Genomic DNA, 26,011 nt, shown 5'->3' with positions numbered 1-26,011 from the left:
CTCCTTAAAAGCTTTCTCTGGAACATCTACGATATAGAAATAAATTCAGGTATTCTGAAAAGCGCTCCATAATTAGACGATATATCTTTTCCTTTAAAACACTTTTAAGCTCGTTGGGAAGAATTTCTAAACTCAGGTCTATATAGATATTGGCAAGACCAAAATCTTTTATCAGTTGAGCTACTAACTTATTATAAAGCTCTGCTTTTTCTGCAGTTGCAAGCAATTCTGTACTATCGGAAAAATTCAAAACCATAAATTATCTACGTTTCTGATTCAAAGTTGGTTTTGCTTGATAAAAAATAAATTCTAGACAATGAACTGCAGCGCTAAAATATTAAGGTTACGCCCTAACTTTTTGCTCCCACTCCCAAGCAGATTTCATTGCTTCGTCTAGCGTATATTGCGATTTCCAACCTAAAACATCATTCGCCTTTTTAGTATCCGCATAAGCAGAAACAATATCACCAGCTCTTCTATCTACAATTTTATAATTCAGTTTTTTACCTGAAACTCTTTCAAAACTATGAATAACCTCAAGTACTGAACTTCCTTTTCCTGTACCTAAATTAAATACCTCATAGTTGTCTTGGTTCTTTCCTCCTAGTAAACGTTGCAATGCCTTTACATGAGCCTTGGCCAAATCTACCACATAAATATAGTCACGAATACAAGTACCATCTTCCGTAGGATAATCATCACCAAAAACGGACAGTTCCTCTCTTAACCCCATACCTGTTTGGGTAATAAAAGGCACCAAGTTCTGTGGTACACCAATAGGCAACTCTCCTATATTACCACTAGGATGGGCACCCATTGGGTTAAAATAACGCAATGCAATTGCTTTCAATTTTGGATTTATAGCACATGTGTCACGAATAATCTCTTCGCCCATTTGCTTGGTATTCCCATACGGGGATTCTGCTGGTTTTACTGGAGCCTTTTCACTAATAGGCATTTCATCTGCCTGACCATAAACGGTACAAGAAGAACTGAATATAAAACTAGCGTTGTCTTTCTTAGAAAGTTCTTTTAAAAGATAGACCAATGTACCTATGTTATTTTCATAATACAAAAGTGGTTTTTGAACACTTTCACCAACGGCCTTTGAGGCTGCAAAATGAATCACTCCTTGAACGTCTTGATGTCTTTTGAAAAAATCTTCAACCTTAGATTTTTCCTTTAAATCTATCTTTTCAAAAAGTGGCATTTTTCCAGAAATTGAAAAAATACCTTCCAATACTTTTTCAGATGAATTAGAACAATCATCAATTATCACAACTTCAAAACCTTCATTTTGAAGCTCTACAACTGTATGTGACCCAATAAATCCTAATCCGCCGGTTACTAATATTTTCATAGTCTATTTTTTAAAAACCTACTCGAAAAACGAGTAGGTTTCTTTGCTTTATTTATAGTCAGTTTTGGTGTAATAAGTAATAGACAAGGCTAATTACCACTACCCGTTTACAAAATCCACTACTGTTTTTGTAATAAAATCTATTTGCTCATCATCCAACTCTGTATGCATTGGTAATGAAATAACTTCTTTCACCAATTGGTTCGTTACCGGAAAATCAGCTTCGTTATATCGTTCATCAACATATGCTTTTTGCTTATGCAAAGGAATAGGATAGTATACACCGCATGGAATATCTTTTTCTGCCAAGTGCTTTACTAAAGCATCTCTTTTTCCATTGGTAATTCTTAATGTATATTGATGGAACACGTGACATGTACATGTATCACAAATTTCCTCTCCACATTGGGTTGTTCTAGGCGTAATAATATTAGCTTGCTCTCTAAAAGCATTATTATAACTTCTGGCAGCTTGCCTTCTTCTATTACAATACTGGTCTAATTTTGGCAGTTTTGCACGTAAGACCGCTGCCTGAATAGAATCTAATCTAGAATTCACTCCCACCACATCATGATGGTATCTTTCATACATACCGTGATTCACAACACCTCTTAAGGTGTGTGCCAACTCATCATCATTAGTAAAAATTGCTCCACCATCACCGTAAGCACCTAAATTTTGATGGAAAAAAAGACGTTGCACCTACATGACCTATTGTACCTGCTTTTTGTTTCTTACCGTTATTAAAAGTATAATCTGCTCCAATAGCTTGTGCATTATCCTCTATTACATATAGATTATGCTGATCGGCCAATTGCATAATAGCATCCATATTGGCACATTGTCCAAACAAATGAACAGGAACTATTGCTTTTGTTTTAGGCGTTATAGCTTTTTCAACCGCTGCAATATCTATATTAAAAGTATCTGGCTCTACATCTACAAGAACAGGCGTTAATTGCAAAAGAGCAATTACCTCTACTGTAGCCGCAAATGTAAAATCTGCCGTTATTACCTCATCACCAAGGCTGAAGACCCAACCCCATCATAGCAATCTGCAAAGCATCCGTACCATTAGCACAAGGTATCACGTGTTTTACGCCCAAGTAGGCTTCTAATTCGCTTTGAAAAGATTTTACCTCAGGTCCATTTATGAAAGCCGAAGTTTCCATAATAGTAGCTATAGCAGAATTCACTTGTTCTTTTATTCCTTCGTACTGGCCACCTAGGTCGACCATTTGAATTTTTTTCATCGTCATGAATTATATAAATCGAAACAAAAATACGAAACCATGCAGTACAATTTTATGTAAAGAAGTGTAATTTAGCCCAAAATATGAATCAGTGCACAGCATCTATAATGTGATTGTTCAGATTTCTTGGTTCTTCCTGAAAATTCTGGCTCTTTTTAATTCTAAACTAAAGCTGTTCGTTAACGGCCGAAAGCATTCCTTCTACCTACTTGATAATGCCATTTCCAAAGATGACAAAACTCTTTGGGTTCATGCCGCATCATTAGGCGAGTTTGAACAGGGGCTTCCTATTATTGAAAAACTTAAGAACGAATACCCTGCCCATAAAATTGTACTTACCTTCTTCTCCCCATCCGGATATGAAGTGAAAAAAAATACTTCTGCGGCAGATGTAGTTGCATACCTTCCTATGGACACGAAGAAGAATGCTGCTCATTTTGTAAAAACGGTACATCCTGATATTGCCATTTTTGTTAAATATGAAATTTGGCCCAACTACATGAAAGCGTTGGAAAAGAATAAAGTTCCATCTATTTTAATTTCCGCCATCTTTAATAAAAGCCATAAGGTATTTTAAAGCTTACGGCGGATTTATGAGAAGTACCCTTCGTAAATTCTCTAACTATTTTGTTCAAGATGAGAATTCAAAAAAATTGTTAGAATCCATAGGCATAAAGAATGCACAGGTAAGCGGAGATACTCGCCTAGACCGTGTTTCTGAAATCCTGGATCGAGATAATAGCTTAGATTTCATGGAAGCTTTTAAAAATGACAAACTTTGTTTTGTTGCAGGAAGCACATGGCCTGAGGATGAAGCTATATTAATAGACCATATTAATCACGCTCCTAAGAATTTAAAATATGTACTGGCACCACATACCATTAAAAAAGATAAAATTTTAGGGCTTGCAGGGGCATTTACCAAAAGGACCACACTTTACTCAAAAATTGATAGTAATAATTTGCGCGATTATGATGTTTTGATAATTGATACTATTGGTCTTTTGACAAAAATTTATAGCTACGCAGATATAGCGTATGTAGGCGGTGGGTTTTCCACAGGACTACATAACACCTTAGAACCTGCCGTTTTTGGCATTCCCGTTATTATAGGACCAAACTATGACGGTTTTAAAGAAGCGGAGGATTTAGTGAAACAAAAAGGTATCTCTCCAATAAAAGATCAATGGACTTTTGGTGAGCTTTTAAAGAAATTTCTAGATAGTCCAGACTATAGAAAAAAGACTGGTGAAATAAATGCTACGTATATTTCCAAAAACAAAGGTGCTAGCCAAGAAATAATGAACCACATTAAAGAGCTCATCCAAAAATCTTAACAAAGGCTTGTTTAATAAAATCAGTATTTTTCTACTGAATGCAAATTACACTTCATCGTTTTTTTGAACAGTTCAACTGATGAATATACTAAACATGAGATAGTTAAGTCAATTATTTAGCAAAAATTAAGGTTTGTATTTATTAATTTCTTAAATTTAAGGAAACCTAATACAAATGGAACAACAACTAAGTGGCGGAGTAAAAATACTCAATGGATTTCTTCGACTTATGATTGCCTGCCTATATATTTATTCTATTAGCAGTACCGGTAGCTCTCGTTTTAGATTTAATCGGAATTTTGTAACTCCATGAAAAAATTTAATTGACCAAGCATAAAAAAGGCCCTCATAGAGGGCCTTTTAATTTATTACAAAGTAGCTATTACTCCTTTAATGTAGCCAATTGATTCCATCATACTCAGGTAAAGGGTCATCCCCTTCTGCTTCATATTCCAAAGCTAAAGTTCCTTTGTAATTTAACTTTGAAACTGTTTTTAGAAAAGCAGGAAAGTCTATAACACCACGACCAATAATACAGGTTTGTCCATCTAGCTCTGAAGCCGTTACATCTTTTAAATGAATATCAAAGACCCTATCAAAGAACTGGGTCACATCCTGTGAAGGATTTCTTTTTATACGTTGCGTATGCCCTATATCTACACATAGCCCCATTCGCTTATCCCTGTCTTTAATTTTTACATAAGCACTTTCTGCACTTGGGTATACCTTATCACCTGGTCCATGATTATGAATGGCAAGTTTAATATCATATGATTTTACCTTTTTCTCTACATAATCTAGAAGGTTATGACTAGGCACACCTACAATCATATCAAGCTCCGCCATTTTAGCATATTCAAAAGCTTGGTCTACCTCTTCTTCAGTTGTCATATAAATAACACCAGCACCATAAAAAGCTACACCTTTCTCTTTACATTCGGCAACTGCACTTTTTATCGTGTGCGCACCCGAATCTAGCGGTAAATGCATACTCTTGAATGTAATACGATTTAAACCGCACCTCAGCGTCATATCCAAGGCCTTTTCTCGTGTAAATTCCCGAAGGGTATATGAAGCAACCCCAAGCTTCAAATCGGATTTTAGAGTATTACCATTTTCTTTCAAAGTTGCAGCGTTTACAGCGCTAGGAAAGGAGAGAGCCCCCAGACCCAATACACCTGCAGATGTGAGCTTTAAAAAATTTCTTCTGTTTGCTTTCATATATTTTGTTTGTATTTTGGTTTTTAGTCGATTTTGGTCTTAAGATTATGATCTGCTATTGAACTTCTTTTGACTGTGTTATCCACAAATAAAATCACCTAGTGGGATTGTTCTTAAAATAATAAACAAATTCACTTTAACTGTCTATTTACAAACACCTTAAAGCGATTTTTTACATCTTTCAAAAATTACGAAATAATCATAATAAGGTCATTAAATATATAACACTTTTAAACTTTCTGCAATTAGATAAGGAATACCTTAACATAACTCCCAGTTTCAATACAAAAAACCAAACATCCAAACTAGCTTATAATTCGTATTTTAAATGACCAACAACAGTACAAAATGAAATATATTGACTTGAATCACCTTATTCCGCAGTTAGCAGAAAAAGGTACATGGATAGGCAGGTGCATGGTTCCTGCAAAAAAAGCGCATAACGGCATAGCCGGACCTCATGTAGTCTTGGCTACCAAAGGAAAAGTTTATGACCTTTCTGCGCATTACAATTCCACTAGCGAATTAATAAATAGCAAGAATCCGGTTGCTACCTTAAAAGCTTTAAAGGATTTACCTAAACTTGGTAACCTAGCAGACATATTGAAAAACTCTTTGTATTTCAATCAAAATCCAAATCTTCCTTATTTAATCGCTCCAAATGATATTCAGGCTATTAAAGCATGTGGAGTAACCTTCGTTAAAAGTTTACTGGAAAGGGTTATTGAAGAACAAGCCAAAGGAGATGCTAATGCAGCAAAGGCCCTACGCAAAACCATATCCGCTTCGTTAGGTAAGGATTTGAGCAAAGTGGTACCATAAGGCTCTCCAGAGACTAAAAAGTTAAAGAAAGAATTACAAAAAAAGGGACTATGGTCTCAATACCTTGAAGTAGGTATTGGAAAAAATGCCGAAATCTTTACTAAAGCGCAACCTTTATCCGCTGTTGGATTTGGAGCTGAGATAGGGGTTTTAAAAAGTTCTAAATGGAATAATCCTGAACCAGAAATTGTGCTAGCCGTAGCATCTTCTGGTAAAATAATGGGAGCTACCTTGGGCAACGATGTAAATCTTCGTGATTATGAAGGCCGGAGCGCATTACTCCTAGGTGAAGCAAAAGATCAGAATGGTTCTTGCGCCATTGGCCCTATGTTCCGTTTGTTCGATGAGAAGTTTACCCTAGATGATATAAAAAAATCTAATGTGCAGTTTTCCATGGCAGGAAAGGATGGTTTCACTACATCTGGAAGCAATAATATGAAGGAAATAAGCCGTGCTCCAGAAGACTTAGTAGCACAGGTAATTGGCAAAAACCATCAATACCCAGACGGATTTGTGCTTTTCTTAGGCACGATGTTTGTTCCTACGGCAGACCGTAATAAAAAAGGATTAGGCTTTACTCATAAAAAGGGTGACCAAATAACTATTTCAGCATCGCATTTGGGCACACTTACTAACTGGTCCAATACGTGCGATAACATACCAAAATGGAAATTTGGCATTGGTGCTTTCACCAACTATATCTTAAAAAGAAATTCTAAGAAATTTTAGACTAGGTAAGTTAAAAATAGAAGTGCAGAGTTAGTTTAATTAGCTACCCGTTACTTCATTAAGTTTATCTCTGCAATACTTTTAATTCTGTTTCGCTCTAAGAAAGCATCAATAGTTTCAAAGTGTTCAATTACCCTCTGGTTCTTAAACTCAAATACTTTTTCAGATAGTCCTTGTAGAAAATCACGATCGTGAGACACCAAAATTAAAGTCCCGTCATAGGTTGATAATGCTTCCTTTAGAACATCTTTTGATTTTAAATCTAAATGATTCGTAGGTTCATCTAATATCAAAAGATTCACTGGTTCTAATAACAATTTAACCATAGCTAGTCTAGTTTTTTCTCCACCAGAAAGCATACTTACTTTTTTATCGATATCATCACCACTAAACATGAACCTACCTAAAATATTCTTTATCTGGTTACGGATATCACCAAAAGCAACCTCATCTACAGTTTGAAAAATAGTAAGGTCTGGATCTAGTAGCGAAGCTTGGTTTTGCGCAAAATATCCAACTTTGACATTATGTCCTAATTGGCAAGTACCTTCTACAGGAATCTCCCCCAAGATAGCTTTGATCATTGTTGATTTACCCTCGCCATTCCTACCAACAAAAGAAACTTTTTCTCCTCTAGCGATAGACATGTTGGCGTCCTTGAAAACAATATGGTTTTCATAAGATTTAGAAACAGCTTCAACTGTTACAGGGTAATCTCCAGAACGCGGTGAAGGTGGAAAACTCAATCTCAAGGATGACGTATCTACTTCATCAATTTCAATAATCTTCAATTTCTCCAGCATTCGCTCACGCGACGTAACCTGATTGGTTTTTGAATACGTGCCTTTAAATCGTTCAATAAAGGCCATATTATCAGCTATATATTTCTGTTGTTCTTGATATGCTTTAATTTGATGAGACCTACGGTCTTCTCGTAATTGTAGGTAATGGGAGTAGTTGGCTTTATAATCATAAATCCTACCCATGGTAACCTCTATAGTACGATTGGTAATATTATCGATAAATGCTCTATCATGAGAAATTACCATTACCGCATCTGCTTTGTTCAATAAAAAATCTTCTAACCAAATAACCGATTCAATATCAATATGGTTAGTAGGTTCATCTAGCAAAATAAGGTCTGGCTTTTGCAACAGAATTTTGGCCAATTCTATACGCATTCGCCAACCACCACTAAATTCGTTAGTTTGTCTGGTGAAATCTTCCTGCTTAAAACCCAATCCCTTTAACGCCTTTTCTACTTCAGAATCATAATTAATATCTTCTAGAGCATAATATTTTTCACCAAGATCAGAAACCTTTTCTATGATAGACATGTATGCATCACTCTCATAATCGGTTCTGGTTTCCAGTTCTTTATTGAGTCTTTCCATTTCATCACGCATGGTAAAAACGTGCTTAAAAGCTTTAGCTGCTTCCTCAAAAACGGTACAATCATCTTCAGTTAACAAGTGCTGCGGAAGATATGCAATAACGGCATCTTTAGGTACGCGTACATTTCCACGTGTACCTTTTTGCTCCCCAGCAATTATTTTCATCATTGTAGATTTCCCAGCTCCATTCTTACCCATAAGGGCAATCTTATCTGTAGGGTTAATTACAAAAGAAACATCACTGAACAAGGTAGTACCACTAAATTCTACCGCTAAATTATCTACTGAAATCATGTTGCTGAATTTAAAAATGCAAAACTAGCAATAAGAAATGGTTAGTTTCCTTTTACCAGTTCAAAAAGTTCTTTATCCAACTGTGGTTTTACAACACTGGTAGTATTAAAATGCATTGTAGCGGTATTAGTACTATTGTAGGCTGGCCAATCCGGTAGTCCAGAATGATTGGGGTTTCCGTTTTTGGCAAAATTTATCCAAGCTTGACTCATTTTATCAGCTAAGACATGGGCTTCTTGTCCACCACCCGTCATCTGATTTGCAAGATTAATATTGTCAAATACAAACGGAAGTTCCATACAATGCAATGCTTTATATTTCCCGTCAAAAACGGGAGATTGCCATGTAAAGAGGTACATAAATACGGGCGCACCATCTTTTAAACTGGATTTAAAATTAGCCTCAGCCACTGCCCCAGGCCTGAACATAGTATCTACATCCAGCAAATCTTTAGCCGCTGTATCTTCTGGATAAGCTTTTTTAACCGCTTTAATATAATCCTCAGCCTTTTCCTTATACGTCTCCTTAATATGATTGATTATGGTTTCATCAGAAGCTCCTACGAAACGCATATTGGCAAAAGGTGCAAATTCATTTTTAGCAGTTCCGATTAATAAGGGAATATCTTTTGAAAGTGCCAACGCCTCCGAAGAATTTACCTGATACGGCAAAACAACGCCATCTTTACTTGGTCCCCAATTCAACCCAAAACCAATAATAGATTTTCCTTCCGCTTTCATTTTTCCTTCCACTACTTTTAGCGCCTTACTACTAGCGTCTGCCAAGATCTGAAAAGGAATGTTTTGAATACTATCCATAGTTGCAGCATTCAACCCTAAAATAGAAATAGTCTCTTTAGCTACATTCTGAGTAACCTCTTTTTCTAATAAGGCTGTTCTAAAAGAACCACTTTGATTGACTGCTTTATGAAACAAACCATTAGCCTTAGGCATTGCCATGAGGGTATTTACCTTTGCCCCTCCTCCAGATTGTCCAAAAATGGTTACATTATTTGGGTCTCCTCCAAAGTTTGAAATATTATCCCGCACCCATTCCAAGGCAATAACCATATCAGAAATACTGTTATTGGCTGAATGCTTGTATTTATCACCAGGCGGATAAATCCAGAAACCCTAAAACGTTTAAACGGTGATTGATAGATACCACCACAACATCACCCTTTTTACTCAAATTGGCCCCGTCGTAAGATGGTAATTCATGACTTGAGCCAGCTGTAAACCCACCGCCATGAATCCAAAACATTACAGGTCTTTTTTTACCATCATCAATACCTGGTGTCCAAACATTTAGATTCAAGCAATCTTCATTGGCATACCCCCAATCATGATCAAAAACAAATTCAGCTTCATCTTGTACCGATGTAGTTGGTGTCACCAACGGAGCTACTGCGCCAAACATGGTTGAACTTCTTATGCCTTCCCAAGATTCTGTTTTTTGTGCGGCTTCAAATCGTTTTGCCGTAGCATAGGGTATTCCCTTATAAGTAAAAATCCCTTTTTCAATATATCCGCGGACTTTTCCGGAATTGGTATTTGTTACGGCAATATTTTCTCCTGTACGTATTTCTGACTGAGCACTTAAAAAGTTTGTGAAAAGGATAATTCCAAAAGAGACCAAAGTGATGCTAATTTTTTTCATTTTATTGAGTGTATGTTGAGTTGTTATTCTTGTGCTCCGTAATTGTAAATTACAATTATGTCCAATGTAAGGAAAAAACAAATCTCCTCTTCAATGCGCCTCCTTATTTTGAGTATAGAACCTATATTTTTCTATTCAAATTTCAATGCTTTTCCATATAAAAAAGAACAAGCGAAAAAGAAAATAATTAACCTCATTAATTAGCTGAATTTATACGATTCAAAATTGATAAACGACCAAATTTCCAACTGATTTTTAATAAAAATAATGTTAAATTATTAAAAAGGACTTAACTTGTAAATTATGGTAAATGAACTTTAAAATAGCTGTATTTACCCCTATTTTAAACGCTTTTCGGCAATTTCAATGACAAAAATCATATTATTAATAAACAATTAAAGTTATGACAAAAGCACTTTATGTTGCTGCTTTAGAATCTCATAGTGGTAAGTCCATAGTTGTACTTGGTTTGATGCAACTTTTACTTGGAAAAATGGCAAAAGTTGGCTATTTCAGACCAGTAATTAGCGATGTTGAAGAAGGCGAAATCGACAACCATATAAACACTGTACTTTCTCATTTTGATTTGGATATTCCGGTAGAAGATGCTTACGCTCTTACCCAAAGTCAGATGGTTGAAATGTTCAACGATGGAAGAAAAGGAGACATTCTTGACTCTATTATATCTAAGTACAAAGAACTTGAGCAACGGTTTGATTTTATCCTCGTAGAAGGAAGTGATTTCTCTAGTGACGGAAGCGTAATTGAATTTGATTTAAACATAGATATTGCCAAAAATCTTGGTATTCCCGTTATTCTAATAGATAATGCCAAAGGCAATAGTTTAGAGGAATTTTGTGGCAACCTTGGTTCTGCCGTTAATACCTATATTAAAAAAGATATTGAACTAATTGGCGTGGTAGCAAACAAGCTCCGGCCAGAGAATATAGATATAGTAAATAAGAGGTTGAATCTTGAGCTTAAAGACAAAACAGTTGTATTTGCCGTTCCTAGAGTTTCAAATCTATCTCACCCAACTATTCGCGAAATTTTGAAAGCTCTTAATGGAGAGGTTCTTTTTGGCGCGGAAAGCTTAAATAACCAAACCGGAAGTTTTGGCGTGGGTGCTATGCAACTACATAATTACCTAACTCACTTGCATGAGAATAGCCTTATGATTACTCCAGGAGACCGCTCAGACATTATATTAGGTGCTTTACATGCCAACCTATCTGACAACTACCCAACTATTTCAGGGATTGTATTGACCGGAGGTATTATTCCGGAACCTTCCATTTTGAAACTATTAGAAGGTTTTGAAACCCACGTACCCATAATTTCTGTAAAACAAGGCACATTTGACACCACCAATGCCGTAGGAAATATTAAATCTAGGATTTACCCGGAAAGCAAACAAAAAATCGCAACTTCAATTTCACTTTTCAACTCTTATATTGATGGCGAATTATTACTAGAGCGATTAAAAACTTATGAGGCTAAAGGCACTACGCCAAGAATGTTTCAGTATAACTTAGTACAACGCGCCAAAACTTCTAAAAAACACATTGTTCTTCCAGAAGGTGAAGACGATAGAATCATTGAAGCTGCTAGCGAGTTGAGTGCTTTGGGTATTGTTAAAATAACGCTTTTAGGGAATAAAGAAAAGATTGAAAAGAAAGCTATGCAGTTAGGTTTTGACCTTTCTCATCTGTCTATACTTGACCCGGGAAGCGCACCAAATTTTGAAAGCTATGCCAACACTTTTTATGAATTAAGAAAGCATAAAGGTGTAAATATGGACATTGCAAGAGATTCTATGTTAGACGTTTCTTACTTTGGCACCATGATGGTATACCAAGGAGATGCAGACGGTATGGTTTCAGGAGCCGTCCACACCACACAACATACCATACGCCCGGCATTACAATTCGTAAAAACCAAGCCAAGGATAAAAGTAGTATCCTCTGTATTTTTTATGTGTTTAGAAAATAGAGTTTCCGTCTTTGGTGATTGCGCCATTAACCCTAATCCAACGGCAGAACAATTGGCAGAGATTGCTATCTCGTCCGCAGCTTCCGCTGAGGCTTTTGGAATTAGAGCTAAAATTGCCATGTTATCTTATTCTTCCGGTAGTTCAGGAAAAGGGGATGATGTAGACAAGGTGAGATTGGCAACTGAACTCGTAAAGAAATCGAATCCTGAATTACAGATTGAAGGGCCTATACAATATGATGCGGCAGTAGACCCGTTAATCGGAAAAAGTAAACTCCCCAATTCTGAGGTTGCAGGACAAGCATCCGTCTTAATATTCCCAGATTTAAATACAGGAAACAACACCTATAAAGCGGTACAAAGAGAAACTGGAGCCGTAGCAATCGGTCCAATGTTACAGGGTCTTAATAAACCCGTAAACGATTTAAGTAGAGGTTGTACGGTAGAAGATGTTTTTAATACAGTAATCGTAACTGCTATCCAAGCACAAGAAAAATAAATAACTATGCAGATTTTGATTGTCAATTCAGGGAGTTCCTCAATAAAATTTCAAGTGATTGAAATGCCTTCCGAAGAAATTATTTGTAAAGGTTTGGTGGAGCGTATCGGACTTGATAACGGTAAAGTACATTATACTGCCAAAGAAAAATCTCATGTGGAGTCATTGACTCTTGCAGACCATAAAGAAGGTTTACGGGCAATCACCAATTTATTGATGCATGATATTCATGGTATCCTGAAGCATCCAGATGAAATTGATGTTGTTGCACATCGTGTAGTGCATGGTGGGAGTAAGTTTGATCAACCCACCAAAATTGATGAAGGCGTAGTAGCAGAGATAGAACGACTTAGCTCTATAGCTCCGCTCCATAATCCTGCGAACGCAACCGGCATTAGAGTAGCCATAGATATGTTTAAAAATGCAGAACAGGTTGCTATTTTTGATACGGCCTATCATCAAACCATGCCTGAAAAAGCATACCGCTATGCAATTCCTAAAGAACTCGCGGATGAAAACCGTATTCGCGTATATGGCTTTCATGGTACTAGTCACAAATATGTTTCGGAACAGGCTATTGCCTATTTAAAAAAACCAGCGAACAAAATTATAAGTATCCACCTAGGTAATGGTTGTAGTGCTACAGCTATAAAAGACGGTAAGAGTATAGACCATTCCCTTGGCTTTAGCCCTACGAACGGACTTATTATGGGTACACGTAGTGGGGATATAGACCATTCCGTAATTTTCCATCTTATGAATAGTTTAGGAATGACTTCTGAAGAAGTCAACTATTTGTTACAGAAACAAAGTGGACTTTTAGGCCTTACGGGATATTCCGATTTACGCGAAATACAAAATGGCGCAGAAGAAGGAAACAAAGATTGCCAATTGGCATTAGCTATGACCGCCTATCGCATTAAAAAGTTTATTGGTACTTATATTGCCGTGCTCAACGGCGTGGACGCCATACTCTTTACTGGAGGTATAGGTGAAAACTCAAGTGTACTTAGAGAAATGGCCTGTAAAGACATGGAGGCATTAGGACTTCACATTGATGATCAAAAAAACAATCAAAGAAGTTCGTCTATTTTTGAGGTTCAGAAAGATGAATCACAAGTTAAAATTCTTGTTGTGCCTACTAATGAGGAATTAGAAATAGCTAGACAAACTTATGCGTTGGAGGCGTAAGCACTAACTTTTGTGGAAAACAAGACTTGTGTTTGCACAGATTATAGAAAATACTATTTCTTTCAAAATAACAAAACCCTTTCAATGCTCTGAGAGGGTTTTATCGTTATACTTATATAGAGACTTCACATCTCTCCTTATTATGTCTAATATTTAAAAACACTCCATAAAAAAAGCCTCTCAGTTTCCTGAAAGGCTTCTCGTTGTACAGGCGGAGAGACTCGAACTCTCACACCTTGCGGCACTAGATCCTAAGTCTAGCGTGTCTACCAATTCCACCACGCCTGCATTTCCAATATCAAATTGGGATGCAAATATAATGCAAATTTTCAATTCTCTAAACTTTCCGTCATTTAAAAACGTTCTTTTTTGTATTTTTAAAATACACCCTAAATTTGCTCCATGCAAAACGTACAAGATTACATTTCAAAAAACAAAGAAAGGTTCTTAGATGAACTCATACAATTATTGCGTATTCCTTCTGTAAGTGCCGACTCCGCCTTCTCTCAAGACGTAATCGACACCTCAGAAGCAGTAAAGACTGCGCTAGAAAATGCAGGTTGCGACACGGTCGAAATTTGCGAGACAGAAGGTTACCCAATTGTCTACGGCGAAAAAATAATTGACCCTTCCCTACCTACAGTTCTGGTATATGGTCATTATGACGTTCAACCGGCTGATCCAATAGACCTTTGGAACTCGCCTCCGTTCGAACCTGTTATCAAAAAAACAGATACACATCCTGAAGGTGCCATATTTGCACGCGGTGCTTGTGATGACAAAGGCCAGATGTATATGCACGTAAAGGCATTGGAATTCATGGTAAAAACCAACCAATTGCCTTGTAATGTAAAATTCATGATTGAAGGCGAAGAAGAAGTTGGCAGTAACAACCTAGCCGTTTTTGTTGCCAATAACCACGAAAAACTAGCTAATGATATCATTCTAATTTCTGATACCGGTATGATTGCGAACGATGTTCCTTCAATAACTACCGGCTTAAGAGGCCTTAGCTATGTAGAGGTAGAGGTTACTGGCCCAAATAGGGATTTACACTCCGGACTTTATGGTGGTGCCGTAGCGAATCCTATAAACGCTTTAACCAAAATGATTGCTTCGCTTCATGATGAAAACAATCATATTACCATTATAGTTTTTATGACAAAGTAGAAGACCTCTCTAAAGATGAACGCGCAGAAATGGCAAAAGCACCCTTCAGCTTAGATGCCTATCAAAAAGCACTGAACATTACATCCGTAGATGGTGAAAATGGATATAGTACCAATGAACGTAATAGCATACGCCCTACGCTAGATGTAAACGGAATTTGGGGCGGTTACATAGGCGAAGGCGCAAAAACGGTAATAGCAAGTAAAGCCTATGCAAAAATATCTATGCGTTTAGTTCCTAACCAAGATTGGCAAGACATTACACAGTTATTCAAAACTCATTTTGAAAGTATAGCGCCTAAAGGAGTTACCGTAAAAGTAACACCTCATCATGGTGGGCAAGGGTATGTTACACCTATTGACACCATCGGTTACAAAGCAGCGTCTAAAGCATACGAAACTACTTTTGGCAAAAAACCTATTCCACAACGTAGTGGCGGCAGTATTCCTATTGTAGCGTTATTTGAGAAAGAATTAAAAAGTAAGACTATTCTAATGGGCTTTGGCTTAGATAGCGATGCCATACACTCGCCAAACGAGCATTTTGGAGTTTGGAACTACTTAAAAGGTATTGAGACCATACCTTATTTCTATCAGCACTTTACAGAAATGAATAAGTAAAATAAAAAGGGGAATCAACTAAAACTGATTCCCCTTTTTATTTATATTTTTTTAACGTATTTGGTAATGATAACCGTCATAGTCGGTCCTACTTTACCTTCAATATATTCCGCATTCTCGCGGTCTAAGGAAATTCTACGAACCGCTGTACCTTGCTTGGCAACCTTACTAGACCCTTTTATTTTTAGATCTTTTATCAATACAACGCTGTCACCGTTTTCTAAAATAACACCATTAACATCTCTGTGAATGATTTTCTCACTTTCCGCAAGACCTTCACCAGTAGCTTTCGCCCAGTTCAAAGCCTCTGGCTCCAAATAGATCATATCCAACAGATCTTTAGGCCATCCTTCAGATTTTAAACGAGAAAGCATACGCCAAGCCACCACCTTCACGGCATCATATTCGCTCCACATACTATCGTTTAAACAACGCCAATGGTTAGCATCAGTAGTTTCCGGGTTTTCAATCTGGCCAGTACACGTAGCACAAGCCAAAATGCTGCCATCAATACCTCCCGTAGAAACAGGTGGCACCTCATACACATTCAGTTCATTTGTGGCACCACATAGTTCACATGTATTACCACTTCTATTCGTCAATTCTTCAAGTACACTCATAACTATTAAATATAGACCAAATTTAAAGTTTTCAACCATAATAAGGCCTACGGACACTAGACTTTTATACCAGTAAGTTTAAAAAGGGCGTTCCCCGTATAAAAAACGGGGCGGGCTATACGTTGCAAGTACGTTTTGCAGAAAAGCAAATACGCGCTTTTCACTTCTATCCCTAACGCAAGAAGAGTTTTTTAGACTAAAAATTAATGTTAAACCACAAATTAACCCCTAACACCCTGTAACTAAAAAAGGTAACTTACGTCATATTCACCATCAATCAGCCCATTTATGGGTGTCATCAAAAAAAATCGGACATCATGGTACAGCAATTTTTTATCCTCTGCTCGGGGGCGGACACCTCCATCTAAAAACCTGTTCACAAGGCGAACAGAACAAATACGCCGGTATTGGCGCAACCGTATTCTTTACGGCTCTCATGGCATTTATTGCCAGTAGTTATGCGCTTTATACGGTTTTTGACAATGTATACACGGCTACTTTCTTTGGTCTCATTTGGGGGCTTTTGATTTTTAATCTAGACCGCTTTATTGTCTCCACCATAAAAAAACGAAACAGTTTTGGCAATGAGCTTTTACAAGCGGCACCTCGTCTTGTATTGGCCATCATCATTGCTGTGGTCATCTCAAAACCTTTGGAAATGAAAATTTTTGAAAAGGAAATCAATCAAGTTCTATTGGAGCAAAAAAATGAAATGACATTGACGAATAAAAACCAGTTGGCTTTACAGTACACTCCAAACATAGAAAAGCTGAATACTGCTATTGGTGTTTTAAAAAGTGAAATCACTACCAAAGAAGCGGAAACCAATACACTTTACAGCACTTATATTACAGAAGCAGAAGGTACTTCCGGTACTCTAAAGTTAGGCAAAGGACCTGTTTATGAAGAAAAACGACAGAAACACGATGCAGCCTTGGCCGAGCTTCAGCAATTAAAAGAGAATAACAACCAGAAAATCAAAGTCATCGAAAATCAGATTTCTACTTTAAATGCGGAGTATTCTGATGTGGTTAAAAATTCACAACCCGTAATAGATGGTTTTGACGGACTTATGGCACGCATCAATGCGTTGAACGAGCTACCTTGGTGGCCTTCGTTCTTTATATTTCTATTGTTTTTGGCAATTGAAACCTCTCCGATTATCGCTAAACTATTATCACCAAAAGGTACTTATGATATTAAGTTAGAGGAAGAAGAAAGTATGGTAAATACTTGGGCACGACAAAAAATACAGCAACGCGAACAAATGCTGTTGGCCGATACGGCATTGAACGAAAAGATTTATAATGAAATAAAAAGAGAAGAAGAGGTATACGCCTATAAAAAGAAAAAAGCAGAAGAATTATTAAAACTACAGGCCGATGCTTTCCGCGATATTCAAGTGAAGCAATTATAAGGTCTTAATCTAGTAGATCAAGAAAGACATTTATCCTTTTTAGAATCTTTTTAAAGTCTTCATCAAGACTGGCATCTCCTGCATGTAAACGTTCTTTATGCTCTTCGGCAAAAATGAATGTCTTTTCCATGCCTAAGACACTGATTTTGTATTTTAATTTGTGAACGATTTCTGCTGCAGCTCGCGGTTCGTCCAATTTTATATGATAGAGATATTTACCAAGATCCCAAGAAAACTCAGATTTCAGAAGGGTTACGAACTTTTGCTCAAATTCAGCATCACGAGCCCCTACGAGGTTTTCCACGTAGTTTAAGCTTGGCCTTTCCCCTTTATAGCTATCAAAATCCTTCATAAAATCCGCCTCTATTTAAGCTTACCTGTTCGTACTTCAGAGTAAATAAAGGTAAGAATTATAGTACGGTTATTTTTTTGTTTGTTGTGAAACAGTCAAAAGAATACATCATCAGCTAATTAAAAGATGTTTGTTTGTAAAAAAGCTTTGAATTATCGTCAAAATATCAGATTTTATTCCAATTGCTCTATCGCTTTATCAGCACGATCCAATCTTGTTCTTTGTCCTTAGGAGGTGTACCCATATCAACTTTACTACCCCCTTTTACTTTTAAAACGGAACCCGGTTGTAGACTTCCACCATTGAGTGGATCAAACCAACTTACTTCAAAATTACCTTCGGTTTCACTCAAATCTATACTATAGTTACCTTTCTTAGGTAAATAAACTGCATAGACCTCTCCTTCTTTCCGGTAACAATAGGCCTCTTTAGAATTGATTAAACTATGCTGGGCCTGCATCTCCCAATAAGGTAAATTCTCCTGAAAAAAGTCTAAGGCATGTTTGGTCACTTCCCATAAGCGGTCTCTGGTACGCCAATCTTCCGTATTAAGGTCATGGTAGGTATTATTAGCTCCAAAATACCACTCCACACCTGCAGCACCGGACAATAAAGTTCCCCAGAGCACATAACGCCGTAATGAATCATGATTGCCATCTAATGAATCTGAACGTGCACCGGTATGCCACATACCTATCTCATCCATAGTAATCATCCATTCATGACCTGCTTTGCGTGCTTTTGTCTTCCAAGTTTCCACTACCTCAGCAGCTCCTTCTCGTTTGTCTACCTGTAAGGAAATTCCATCCAAATCCTTAAAACCGACTATTGAATCCAAAATGTTTGCACGGGCCGGTTCATGGCTATGGGTATGTAAAAGTACAGGATGGTTATAAGGGTCTATTTCTTTAAGAAAAGAAGTCATAGCTCTACGTTGTGCATCGTTCTGTGAGACAGGTGTAAATTCTGCATAACCGTTCTCTTCTCCTAAATTGAAATTCATGGCCAAATGGTGGCCAAAACGTGCCATAAGCTCACGAAGATACAATTGGCGCATAGGACCTGTGTCACCCTTATCTAACATAGTTTCGTTCTCCGTTTCCTGCAGCACCATATGTAACAATATGCCCTTTGCCTGCATATGTTTGAAGACTATTTCCCATTGCTCTAATTTACTAACGTCAAAACGGGTAAAATCATCAGGGTTGGCATAAGGCCAAACATCTTTTCCATCGCCAAGAATATTTAACGTTAAGAAATATGCCACGTTCATTCCCTTAGAGGATAAATAGTTCAACGCGCCAATAAGCGCCTTCCCTTTGCCTTCTTTCCACGTTGGGTCACCATTGTTCCAATCTTCTAAATGGGGCGCGTAACGATGTAGCTGTTCATCTGTCTTGGCTTCCCCTTTACTCTCCGAACTTTGCATACGGTAGGTACCATCAAAATCTTCATAGCCTAAAAGGTTTTCAGGACTATCTGCACCTCCTTTTATCCAATACTCACCAGAATCTTGAAATTGGAAATATCCTTTTGAATTCACCAACCGTCCTTTTGATCTAAAATCTGGACTTTTCTTATCTGATGCCACTACATTAAACTTACCCATAGAATTGGTCAAACTTATCTCTTCACCCTGTAATTTATCATTAGAAAGCGCGATGGAATCTCCATGTTGCAAAGTTGCGGAATAGCTCCATTCCCCCATTTCACTCGGAGAAAAACGCGCTTGCCAAATTTTACCTTTTTCAGCACTACTCTCTCCGGCATCTCCGTCTGCAGCATAAAAACCACGAACCTTATACGTTTTGGCACCGTTAGTGAACTCAACGTTTAAACGATAATTTAAAAACGGATTATCATCTGCTTTTTCTGAAGTTTCAGGACCTTCAAAAGATAAAGTGATCGTATGCCATCTTTGGTATTCCGTTAGCTTTTCCTCCTTCTCTTTTTCTGTACATGAAACAAGGAGAAAAGCGCACGCAATTAGGTATAGAAGTTTTTTCAAGTTGAGGTGGTTTTAATGAATTAATACTTTAAAAATAGTTAAATAGCGAACAGTTCTAACACGTAGATTACAATTTAACTAATTGCCCCATATCCGAAGCCATAGTGCATTTAGCAACCGTTTGGCATCTACTCGGGTTTTTGGCATTTCATGAACTGCAAGTCCGTTTTCAGTTGGCTCAAGTTCATAAGTAAAGGCGAATTGTGTCTCTTTTGGGTCTAAACTTATAAGCCCAAAACGAAGGTCGTTAAAGAAGAGCTTACCATCCTTTTCAGATATGGTATACCAACCTTCGGTTATACCAATGAGTCGTTTTACTTTATCATCAGATTGTAAATCACCCAAAAGTTGATGGTTTTTAGGATAGGATGTAAACTTGATATCCTCGGTATCAAAAAAAGAATAATCCCCTATTAAATAGGCATCGCCAGCATCTACATTAGCAGTCCATAAAATGGTATTAAATGGTGCGGGGCGGGTATCTAAACTTTCATAGGTTACACCATGTATTTCTAAACTATGCACAAACTCTCCGTATGCAAACCACTTTAGAATTAAAGAGGTTACCAAATATGCCGTACTAACCGTTAACCCCAACCTATTGTATCTTTTTCGTTTTGGCGATGTTTTAGGTTGGCGCATGGCCATAATCAGAAAAACAATAAAAGGTACGGTGTACAGAGGGTCTATGACGAAAATATTCTGAAATGCCAATCGGATTTTAAGAGGCCAAAACAATTGAGTGCCCCAAGTGGTAAATGTATCTAGAACGGGGTGCGTAAAAAGGCCCCAAAACATTAACCAAGACCAATCCTTAAAAGTAGCCTCACTCTTCCGTTCAATTTTGGAAATTAGCCAACCAAATATTGGCGCAAAGAGTATGGAAAAGAAAATAGAGTGACTAAAACCCCGATGCATTTCCGTTGCGGTAACGGTATCAAAAAAGAAACGCGCAATAACATCCAAGTCAGGAATGGTACCTGCAATAGCCCCATACAGCATGGCTTTGTTACCTACCTTCTTTCCTAAAACGGCTTCACCGACAGCAGCACCTAATACTATTTGAGTTAATGAATCCATTTATTGACTATCGTTTAAACTATTCTTATTCTACAATTTGCATCTTCTTCAATAAGAACGATGCATTCATATTCTGACAAATGCCATCTTTAAACTTATAATCAAAATGAAGCTCATCATTAATGATTTCTGCATCAAAATAATGGTTCTCTACTTGTGGTAAAGTATTGGCCACTTCACATAAACTTAAATCGTGAGTAGCAATAATCCCTGTAGATTTAGAAGCAACCAATCGCTCAACAAACTTGCGGCTTCCTTCTGCCTTATCTGTACTATTGGTTCCTTTAAGGATTTCATCTAAAACAATAAAATAGCGGTCTTCCTGAATTTCATCAACAATAAATTTCAATCGTTTTAATTCTGAAAAGAAGTATGATTCGTCATCCGTTAATGAATCCGTCGTACGCATACTTGTAATCAATTTAATAGGCGAATAGTCTACCTTCTTGGCGCAAAGTGGAAGTCCCATATTAGCCATAACGATTTGTAATGAAACTGTCCGTAAGAACGTACTCTTACCCGCCATATTGGCTCCGGTAACGATAAAAAACTGTTCGCGTTCTATTACAAAATCATTCAAAACACTCTTTTCTGGATTTAGCAAAGGGTGACCTGCTCCAATGGATTTAAGAACTGCTGCGTCATTATTAATATTCGGAAAGTTGTACTCAGGATGATTAAAAGTAAAATTACCCAAGCTATTGTAGGCATCAAAAAACGCGATGGTATCAAACCATTTTTCTACAAAAGCCCCGTGTTTGGCAATCCATTTTTCAATCTCGTAGCAATGCGTTAATGTTCGTAGAAAAAAGCCATTACCAAAAAAGAGATAAATGATGTTGTTATTCTTATCTAAACTGTTCAATTGCTTTGAAAATTGAGCTATAATCAAAGACGTTTTTTCCTTATCTCTAAGCACATTACCTCGTAATTCTTTTAAATAATCCGAAGTAAATTCAGTTTCCTCTATTAAGTTCAATAACTTATTATACTGCTGAAAAGTGCTCTGTACTTTTGAAGCATCACCACCCAAATTAGTGATTTTCTTCATATACATTCCGGTAACACCCATACCCACCACAAGCCAAACCACCAAGGCCGACTCTGGTGCCAGATCTAGAAAATAAAGTGCAAACAGAATCACAGAAATTGCTGAAAAAACTAGAGGTAAATAACGCATTATTTTAGGCACGAAAGGAACGTAGTTCGTTAGCCAATTTACAATAGTATCCGTCTTGCCTTCTGCTTGCGTTAAAGAAGCTATTGCAGAAAAATTCTGCCGCCACTCGGGCATTTTCCCTAATTCTTTAATGGCTTCTTGTTTCTTTTCAATCCCATCTATGGTATTCGCTTTAAACAAACCAGCAAAAGTCTCAGCTCCTTGTTTTAAGGCTGTACGGTTGGCGTACTGAAAAAATGACCCTCTACCAAAAAGATCTATATCTTGACTGAAATAATGTAAGGGGTCTTTAAACTCATCGCCTTCCGGTAAATCGTGAAAGTCACGATCTAATACTTTCAATTCCGTTTGGTTAATATCTAGCAAAGCCAATAACCTATCTCGTTTGTACTGGAGCGTTGCATGTCTCGTTACTAAAAAGAGAAAAAGCACAACGGTGACCAATATTACGCCCATAACCCATTTGGCATCACCAAAAAACCAATATATAGCAAAGCCTGCCAAACCAAATATGGCTAAACGCAACATACTTGAAGCAAAGAGCTGTTTCTTTATTTGAGATAATTCTTTGGTGTATTTTTCAATTTCACCACTATAAAAAGATTTTAATTGCTGCATAATACCCGACAAGAATTTTAAATAAAAATACTACGAAATGATTCACGAAAGTGCATCATACTCCGCTTTAAGCTTTTTAGTGAATTTGGAAATAACCAAATCATAAGAATGGTCTATGAGTTCAGTGATTAGTTTAGGTGGCAGACTATCCAACAGCAGCGTATTCCAGTGTACTTTGCTCATATGATAGCCAAGGTATGATATTGATCAAACTCTTCACGAAGTTCAATAGCCCTCTCCGGATCACATTTAAGATTTACTTGAGAAGGAAGACGCTCTAACGCACAAAGGGAAAACATCTTGCCCATGACTTTAAACACCAAGGTTTTCTCATCAAAAGGAAACTCTTCGGTTACTCCTTTTTTGGCAATGCAATACTCACGAAAAAGCTCAACGTTCATCATTTTAAATCGTTCTTTTGCTTGTTAGTCCTTATCAACTTCTCCATTGATGACCAATAGTATCTAACTTTCAAAATTGGTTTATCGCCTATATCAGTACCTTCTACAGTCTCTAGTCTTTCACCGCCACAAGAATCGTAAAATCCTTGTGCTGCCTTGTTGTTCTCAAGTACCCATAAATACATACCTAAGCTGGATGGGTTCTTCAACACCTCTTTAGCAACCAAAGACATTAAGTGTCTACCGACACCCAAGCCCTGGACATCTTTTGAAACATGAAGATTATCTAATAGAGTACCATAGACAGCATGATCTGATATGAAAATACAGGCAAAACCTACAATGATACCATTGCTATCCGCAACGACTACCCGTTGTTCTGAAATAGGATTCTCAAGTCTTTTACGCCACACCTGTTGGCGCTCAGAAAGTGCTAAATCATCTAAGTAAACGTCACTGAATGCTCCGCGATAATTTTCTTGCCAACTTTTAGCATGTAATTGAGCAATTGCCATGGCATCTGCCAACACAGCAGACCTGTATGCAATCATAGGTTTATTGCACGCCCTTTGAGTCGTAAACAATTACTTTGTCCCATAAAGCACTAGACTCTTCAATAAACACTTTATGAGGTGCCTCATCTTGGTAGTTTTGTTGTGCTTCCGCAGATTCAAAAGTTACGATTAGCGAATAAGTAAACGACCCATCTACCACATCACGACTAGCTTTTGGTGGCATACCAATAAAGCTGGTTTTTGCATATTCCGAGTTATCCAAAAATTTCTGTAGCGACTTTTCAAAAGCGGCACGGTCTGCTTTGTTATCCGGGTTTTTAAACCAGAAAAATACGGTATGGGCAAAATTGGGATCAAATTCTCTCATGTCATTCTTTGTTTGGCCATTAGCGGTAATGGCAAGTGTTAAAAATAATATTGCAAGGGTAAGTGTTCTCATAATTATGGTTTGAATTTTATAAATGAATTAATCTTCCAGCATTTCTTTTTGCTTTGCCGTAATCTCTAAAGCAGTATAATCTAATTTCCAACCAATGGTCTCCACTATTTTTTCAATAAGCAGGACTGCTTGAATGGCTTCCTTTTTGGCCGTTTGCATCAATCCGCTTTGAGGAATTTTTTCGCGAATATGTTGTTTAGCCTCTTTATTGAGCAACGTTAAATCTTCTGAAGAAAAGAAATTAAACATGCCACTCTGAATATCATAAAACTGAATATCTGGTTCTATGGATAAAATTTCTGGCTCTGGAAAATGAGTTAGAATTATTTTTTTGTTCTCATTGTCCGCTTTGATTTTTACCTTTTTAAGGTCATAACCAATATGGGCTTTGGCATTTATGACTAATAAGGCTTTTTTCTTACTGCTCACCAAACTCATGAACCGCTCCTTAATATTCTCATAGCGGTAGATTTCTGCAAAATCTCCTTCTACAGAAACCAATTTGCATACACTCTGTATTTTATCAACAAGTACTGTAGATTGGTGTTTGGTCAATTCTTTATTTTGCCTTTGTCTAAAAAGAGAATACACCCAATACATTAAGATAGCACCTAAAATCAGACCCAAAAAAGTATCGAAGATATTATCCATTTTTATTTTCCTATTTCCCCTAAGTGGGTAAATTTAAATCCTTTGTCATATTTAAGGCCATAACCAAAAACACGATCCATTGCAGCATGCGAAAATAAAACAATCCCAACCAACTGCAATATAGGTTCCGAAAGATACGCCCCAATTAAATATATGACAAGAGCAATGCCTTTATGATGAAAAATATTGTACCCTATAGCTCCTGCCTTATTCCCTAAAAGATATCCTAACATGCCTATATCTGGCGTTAAAAGTAATACTAAAAACCACCACCATGCATAAGGCAAAAGACTAAAAAGATACATCCCAAAAAAGAACATAACCAACTCCTCAACCTTTAGCAACTTTATCATTTAGGAGTGACTTTATTTTGAATAACCCTATAAAGCACAGGCCTACTGGGACTGGCATCGTTTTCAAAAGGAGCCACCTGCAGGTTTAGAATATAGGTTCCGTCCTCAATAGAGTTTGCCACATAAATAAATTCCGTTATTGTAGCGTTCTTACGAAGTTTACCATTAAAGTTCCAAAATGCCTTGTGAGCTACTAACGCCCCATTATCTTTTTCTTTATCTACAGAAGGAAGATCTACAAGTAAGTGATTCACTCCTTTTTCCACCAAAAAATCAGCTGCTTCTTGTGTTAAATATGGAGGGTTTGAATGCGAGTATTGTCTTGACTTTTTTTGCTTCATGTTAGGCAACGTACGGATAACGACTGCTTCCCGTTTTTTGTTCCCCAAAGCGTACTTCAGTTGCTTTTTAGAAATCACAAAATCATCATTAACCAACTCTGGCGCCACGGTAACTACTTCAGACAGAAAGAAATATTGCTTTAAATTTTTATTGACCGAGTGAAATTCTTCGGTAATATGCCCCACACATTCCGTATGTGTACCATGAGCATGCGGATTAAATGAAATATCATTAAAATTGATGGAAGCCCCTTCCGACACTTTACCTACAAAACCTGATTCTTCGTGAGCCTCAATTTTTGGAGGCGCAACATACCATGCGTTTACATTTTCCTCTCCACCTTTAATAGCTACTGAAATATCTAAAGGTTTAGAAAGGTCTATTGGGTAATTTTTTGTCCTATGTTTTATAGTGGCAATCATAAAAATGTATTCTATTTTTAAAAACGACTTTGGCTCGTAGATAATAAAAAGCCAGATGACCGTATTCGGCGA

The 26,011-nt window shown here is 37.2% G+C and carries 22 protein-coding genes, 1 tRNA gene and 4 pseudogenes; 8 read left to right on the top strand and 19 right to left on the bottom strand.

Translation table 11 applies throughout. The annotated features are described in order from the left end of the window. Window positions 1-4: 4 nt before the first annotated feature. The 3 genes and pseudogenes from Q5W13_RS11550 to Q5W13_RS11540 all read right to left on the bottom strand — a co-directional run bounded on the left by Q5W13_RS11550 (window position 5) and on the right by Q5W13_RS11540 (window position 2,613). Entirely contained in the window at window positions 5-256 is a 252-nt protein-coding gene (locus Q5W13_RS11550) for a hypothetical protein (protein ID WP_368662533.1), read from the bottom strand. Between the two features lie 87 nt (window positions 257-343). Continuing rightward, window positions 344-1,360: a UDP-glucose 4-epimerase GalE gene (gene galE, locus Q5W13_RS11545; RefSeq protein ID WP_155594845.1), complete on the bottom strand. Its 1,017-nt coding sequence runs from the start codon at window positions 1,358-1,360 to the stop codon at window positions 344-346. Between the two features lie 99 nt (window positions 1,361-1,459). Beyond that, a pseudogene (locus tag Q5W13_RS11540) lies at window positions 1,460-2,613 on the bottom strand (DegT/DnrJ/EryC1/StrS family aminotransferase). A gap of 91 nt (window positions 2,614-2,704) precedes the next feature. Between Q5W13_RS11540 and Q5W13_RS24980 the strand changes: the two are divergent. Together Q5W13_RS24980 and Q5W13_RS24975 are read left to right on the top strand one after the other, a co-directional pair. Further along, a complete protein-coding gene (locus Q5W13_RS24980) occupies window positions 2,705-3,190 on the top strand; it encodes a 3-deoxy-D-manno-octulosonic acid transferase (RefSeq protein ID WP_368662532.1) in 486 nt (161 codons plus the stop codon). A 16-nt stretch (window positions 3,191-3,206) separates the two neighbouring features. Next, complete coding sequence (locus tag Q5W13_RS24975) at window positions 3,207-3,950, top strand: 3-deoxy-D-manno-octulosonic acid transferase (protein WP_368662531.1); 744 nt, start codon at window positions 3,207-3,209, stop codon at window positions 3,948-3,950. A 390-nt stretch (window positions 3,951-4,340) separates the two neighbouring features. Here Q5W13_RS24975 and Q5W13_RS11530 read toward each other — a convergent pair whose 3' ends face one another. Further along, window positions 4,341-5,171 carry a sugar phosphate isomerase/epimerase family protein gene (locus Q5W13_RS11530; RefSeq protein ID WP_304446398.1) on the bottom strand — a complete coding sequence of 277 codons (831 nt, stop codon included), beginning with the start codon at window positions 5,169-5,171 and terminating at the stop codon, window positions 4,341-4,343. Between the two features lie 348 nt (window positions 5,172-5,519). Between Q5W13_RS11530 and Q5W13_RS11525 the strand changes: the two genes are divergently transcribed. Beyond that, entirely contained in the window at window positions 5,520-5,993 is a 474-nt protein-coding gene (locus Q5W13_RS11525; protein WP_304446397.1) for a hypothetical protein, read from the top strand. Between the two features lie 75 nt (window positions 5,994-6,068). Then, on the top strand, window positions 6,069-6,722 hold the full coding sequence (locus Q5W13_RS11520; protein WP_368662555.1) for a fumarylacetoacetate hydrolase family protein: 654 nt from the start codon (window positions 6,069-6,071) through the stop codon (window positions 6,720-6,722). A gap of 50 nt (window positions 6,723-6,772) precedes the next feature. On the opposite strand, the gene Q5W13_RS11515 is transcribed toward Q5W13_RS11520, so the two are convergent. Genes Q5W13_RS11515 through Q5W13_RS11505 form a run of 3 tightly spaced genes read right to left on the bottom strand, consistent with a single transcriptional unit; the run spans window position 6,773 to window position 10,069 of the window. Next, entirely contained in the window at window positions 6,773-8,410 is a 1,638-nt protein-coding gene (locus Q5W13_RS11515) for an ABC-F family ATP-binding cassette domain-containing protein (protein WP_304446396.1), read from the bottom strand. Between the two features lie 41 nt (window positions 8,411-8,451). Beyond that, complete coding sequence (locus tag Q5W13_RS11510) at window positions 8,452-9,480, bottom strand: carboxylesterase family protein (RefSeq protein WP_304446395.1); 1,029 nt, start codon at window positions 9,478-9,480, stop codon at window positions 8,452-8,454. Between the two features lie 37 nt (window positions 9,481-9,517). After that, window positions 9,518-10,069, bottom strand: a complete 552-nt coding sequence (locus Q5W13_RS11505) for a carboxylesterase family protein (protein ID WP_304446394.1) — start codon at window positions 10,067-10,069, stop codon at window positions 9,518-9,520. A 403-nt stretch (window positions 10,070-10,472) separates the two neighbouring features. On the opposite strand from Q5W13_RS11505, the gene pta reads away from it, so the two are divergent. Beyond that, window positions 10,473-12,560, top strand: a complete 2,088-nt coding sequence (gene pta, locus Q5W13_RS11500) for a phosphate acetyltransferase (protein WP_304446393.1) — start codon at window positions 10,473-10,475, stop codon at window positions 12,558-12,560. 6 nt (window positions 12,561-12,566) lie between these two features. Next, window positions 12,567-13,751, top strand: a complete 1,185-nt coding sequence (locus Q5W13_RS11495; protein ID WP_304446392.1) for an acetate/propionate family kinase — start codon at window positions 12,567-12,569, stop codon at window positions 13,749-13,751. Between the two features lie 206 nt (window positions 13,752-13,957). Here the strand turns inward: Q5W13_RS11495 and Q5W13_RS11490 are convergent. Further along, a tRNA-Leu gene (locus Q5W13_RS11490) sits at window positions 13,958-14,039 on the bottom strand. A 114-nt stretch (window positions 14,040-14,153) separates the two neighbouring features. Here Q5W13_RS11490 and Q5W13_RS11485 point away from each other — a divergent pair. Continuing rightward, a pseudogene (locus Q5W13_RS11485) lies at window positions 14,154-15,541 on the top strand (dipeptidase). Between the two features lie 41 nt (window positions 15,542-15,582). Here Q5W13_RS11485 and Q5W13_RS11480 read toward each other — a convergent pair. Beyond that, the gene (locus Q5W13_RS11480) at window positions 15,583-16,161 is read right to left on the bottom strand and encodes a PhnA domain-containing protein (protein ID WP_304446391.1); all 579 of its coding nucleotides are present in this window, start codon (window positions 16,159-16,161) and stop codon (window positions 15,583-15,585) included. Window positions 16,162-16,478: 317 nt separating this feature from the next. On the opposite strand from Q5W13_RS11480, the pseudogene Q5W13_RS11475 reads away from it, so the two are divergent. Further along, a pseudogene (locus Q5W13_RS11475) lies at window positions 16,479-17,578 on the top strand (DUF4407 domain-containing protein). A gap of 4 nt (window positions 17,579-17,582) precedes the next feature. Here Q5W13_RS11475 and Q5W13_RS11470 read toward each other — a convergent pair. The 10 genes and pseudogenes from Q5W13_RS11470 to Q5W13_RS11425 form a co-directional block, all read right to left on the bottom strand. Beyond that, window positions 17,583-17,930: an Hpt domain-containing protein gene (locus tag Q5W13_RS11470; RefSeq protein WP_155594861.1), complete on the bottom strand. Its 348-nt coding sequence runs from the start codon at window positions 17,928-17,930 to the stop codon at window positions 17,583-17,585. Between the two features lie 187 nt (window positions 17,931-18,117). Beyond that, entirely contained in the window at window positions 18,118-19,938 is a 1,821-nt protein-coding gene (locus tag Q5W13_RS11465) for a DUF5060 domain-containing protein (protein WP_304446390.1), read from the bottom strand. A 78-nt stretch (window positions 19,939-20,016) separates the two neighbouring features. Beyond that, window positions 20,017-21,018: a metal-dependent hydrolase gene (locus Q5W13_RS11460; RefSeq protein WP_304446389.1), complete on the bottom strand. Its 1,002-nt coding sequence runs from the start codon at window positions 21,016-21,018 to the stop codon at window positions 20,017-20,019. A 25-nt stretch (window positions 21,019-21,043) separates the two neighbouring features. Further along, complete coding sequence (locus tag Q5W13_RS11455) at window positions 21,044-22,816, bottom strand: MutS-related protein (protein ID WP_304446388.1); 1,773 nt, start codon at window positions 22,814-22,816, stop codon at window positions 21,044-21,046. Between the two features lie 42 nt (window positions 22,817-22,858). After that, window positions 22,859-23,217 (bottom strand): annotated as a pseudogene (locus tag Q5W13_RS11450) (MmcQ/YjbR family DNA-binding protein). After that, window positions 23,217-23,768 carry a GNAT family N-acetyltransferase gene (locus Q5W13_RS11445; RefSeq protein ID WP_304446387.1) on the bottom strand — a complete coding sequence of 184 codons (552 nt, stop codon included), beginning with the start codon at window positions 23,766-23,768 and terminating at the stop codon, window positions 23,217-23,219. The pseudogene Q5W13_RS11450 and the gene Q5W13_RS11445 overlap by 1 nt, the downstream one beginning before the upstream one ends. Before the next feature lie 4 nt (window positions 23,769-23,772). Continuing rightward, complete coding sequence (locus tag Q5W13_RS11440) at window positions 23,773-24,171, bottom strand: Dabb family protein (protein ID WP_155594866.1); 399 nt, start codon at window positions 24,169-24,171, stop codon at window positions 23,773-23,775. 27 nt (window positions 24,172-24,198) lie between these two features. Next, a complete protein-coding gene (locus Q5W13_RS11435) occupies window positions 24,199-24,822 on the bottom strand; it encodes a DUF4230 domain-containing protein (protein WP_304446386.1) in 624 nt (207 codons plus the stop codon). Window positions 24,823-24,824: 2 nt separating this feature from the next. After that, entirely contained in the window at window positions 24,825-25,175 is a 351-nt protein-coding gene (locus tag Q5W13_RS11430) for a DUF4260 domain-containing protein (protein WP_155594868.1), read from the bottom strand. Then, entirely contained in the window at window positions 25,172-25,939 is a 768-nt protein-coding gene (locus Q5W13_RS11425) for a cyclase family protein (protein WP_304446385.1), read from the bottom strand. The genes Q5W13_RS11430 and Q5W13_RS11425 overlap by 4 nt, the downstream gene beginning before the upstream one ends. Window positions 25,940-26,011 lie beyond the last annotated feature (72 nt).

Source organism: Zobellia laminariae (assembly GCF_030553095.1).
GTDB lineage: Bacteria > Bacteroidota > Bacteroidia > Flavobacteriales > Flavobacteriaceae > Zobellia > Zobellia laminariae.
The sequence above is the reverse complement of the archived record's forward strand: the minus strand, read 5'-3'. Positions and strand labels throughout refer to the sequence as shown.

Excerpts from the sequence above, each read along its gene's own strand:
- Q5W13_RS11550 (WP_368662533.1), bottom strand. The coding sequence starts at position 256 with ATGGTTTTGAATTTTTCCGATAGTACAGAATTGCTTGCAACTGCAGAA.
- galE (WP_155594845.1), bottom strand. The coding sequence starts at position 1,360 with ATGAAAATATTAGTAACCGGCGGATTAGGATTTATTGGGTCACATACA.
- Q5W13_RS24975 (WP_368662531.1), top strand. The coding sequence starts at position 3,207 with ATGAGAAGTACCCTTCGTAAATTCTCTAACTATTTTGTTCAAGATGAG.
- Q5W13_RS11530 (WP_304446398.1), bottom strand. The coding sequence starts at position 5,171 with ATGAAAGCAAACAGAAGAAATTTTTTAAAGCTCACATCTGCAGGTGTA.
- Q5W13_RS11525 (WP_304446397.1), top strand. The coding sequence starts at position 5,520 with ATGAAATATATTGACTTGAATCACCTTATTCCGCAGTTAGCAGAAAAA.
- Q5W13_RS11515 (WP_304446396.1), bottom strand. The coding sequence starts at position 8,410 with ATGATTTCAGTAGATAATTTAGCGGTAGAATTTAGTGGTACTACCTTG.
- Q5W13_RS11510 (WP_304446395.1), bottom strand. The coding sequence starts at position 9,480 with ATGGTTATTGCCTTGGAATGGGTGCGGGATAATATTTCAAACTTTGGA.
- Q5W13_RS11505 (WP_304446394.1), bottom strand. The coding sequence starts at position 10,069 with ATGAAAAAAATTAGCATCACTTTGGTCTCTTTTGGAATTATCCTTTTC.
- pta (WP_304446393.1), top strand. The coding sequence starts at position 10,473 with ATGACAAAAGCACTTTATGTTGCTGCTTTAGAATCTCATAGTGGTAAG.
- Q5W13_RS11495 (WP_304446392.1), top strand. The coding sequence starts at position 12,567 with ATGCAGATTTTGATTGTCAATTCAGGGAGTTCCTCAATAAAATTTCAA.
- Q5W13_RS11480 (WP_304446391.1), bottom strand. The coding sequence starts at position 16,161 with ATGAGTGTACTTGAAGAATTGACGAATAGAAGTGGTAATACATGTGAA.
- Q5W13_RS11470 (WP_155594861.1), bottom strand. The coding sequence starts at position 17,930 with ATGAAGGATTTTGATAGCTATAAAGGGGAAAGGCCAAGCTTAAACTAC.
- Q5W13_RS11460 (WP_304446389.1), bottom strand. The coding sequence starts at position 21,018 with ATGGATTCATTAACTCAAATAGTATTAGGTGCTGCTGTCGGTGAAGCC.
- Q5W13_RS11455 (WP_304446388.1), bottom strand. The coding sequence starts at position 22,816 with ATGCAGCAATTAAAATCTTTTTATAGTGGTGAAATTGAAAAATACACC.
- Q5W13_RS11445 (WP_304446387.1), bottom strand. The coding sequence starts at position 23,768 with ATGATTGCATACAGGTCTGCTGTGTTGGCAGATGCCATGGCAATTGCT.
- Q5W13_RS11440 (WP_155594866.1), bottom strand. The coding sequence starts at position 24,171 with ATGAGAACACTTACCCTTGCAATATTATTTTTAACACTTGCCATTACC.
- Q5W13_RS11435 (WP_304446386.1), bottom strand. The coding sequence starts at position 24,822 with ATGGATAATATCTTCGATACTTTTTTGGGTCTGATTTTAGGTGCTATC.
- Q5W13_RS11430 (WP_155594868.1), bottom strand. The coding sequence starts at position 25,175 with ATGATAAAGTTGCTAAAGGTTGAGGAGTTGGTTATGTTCTTTTTTGGG.
- Q5W13_RS11425 (WP_304446385.1), bottom strand. The coding sequence starts at position 25,939 with ATGATTGCCACTATAAAACATAGGACAAAAAATTACCCAATAGACCTT.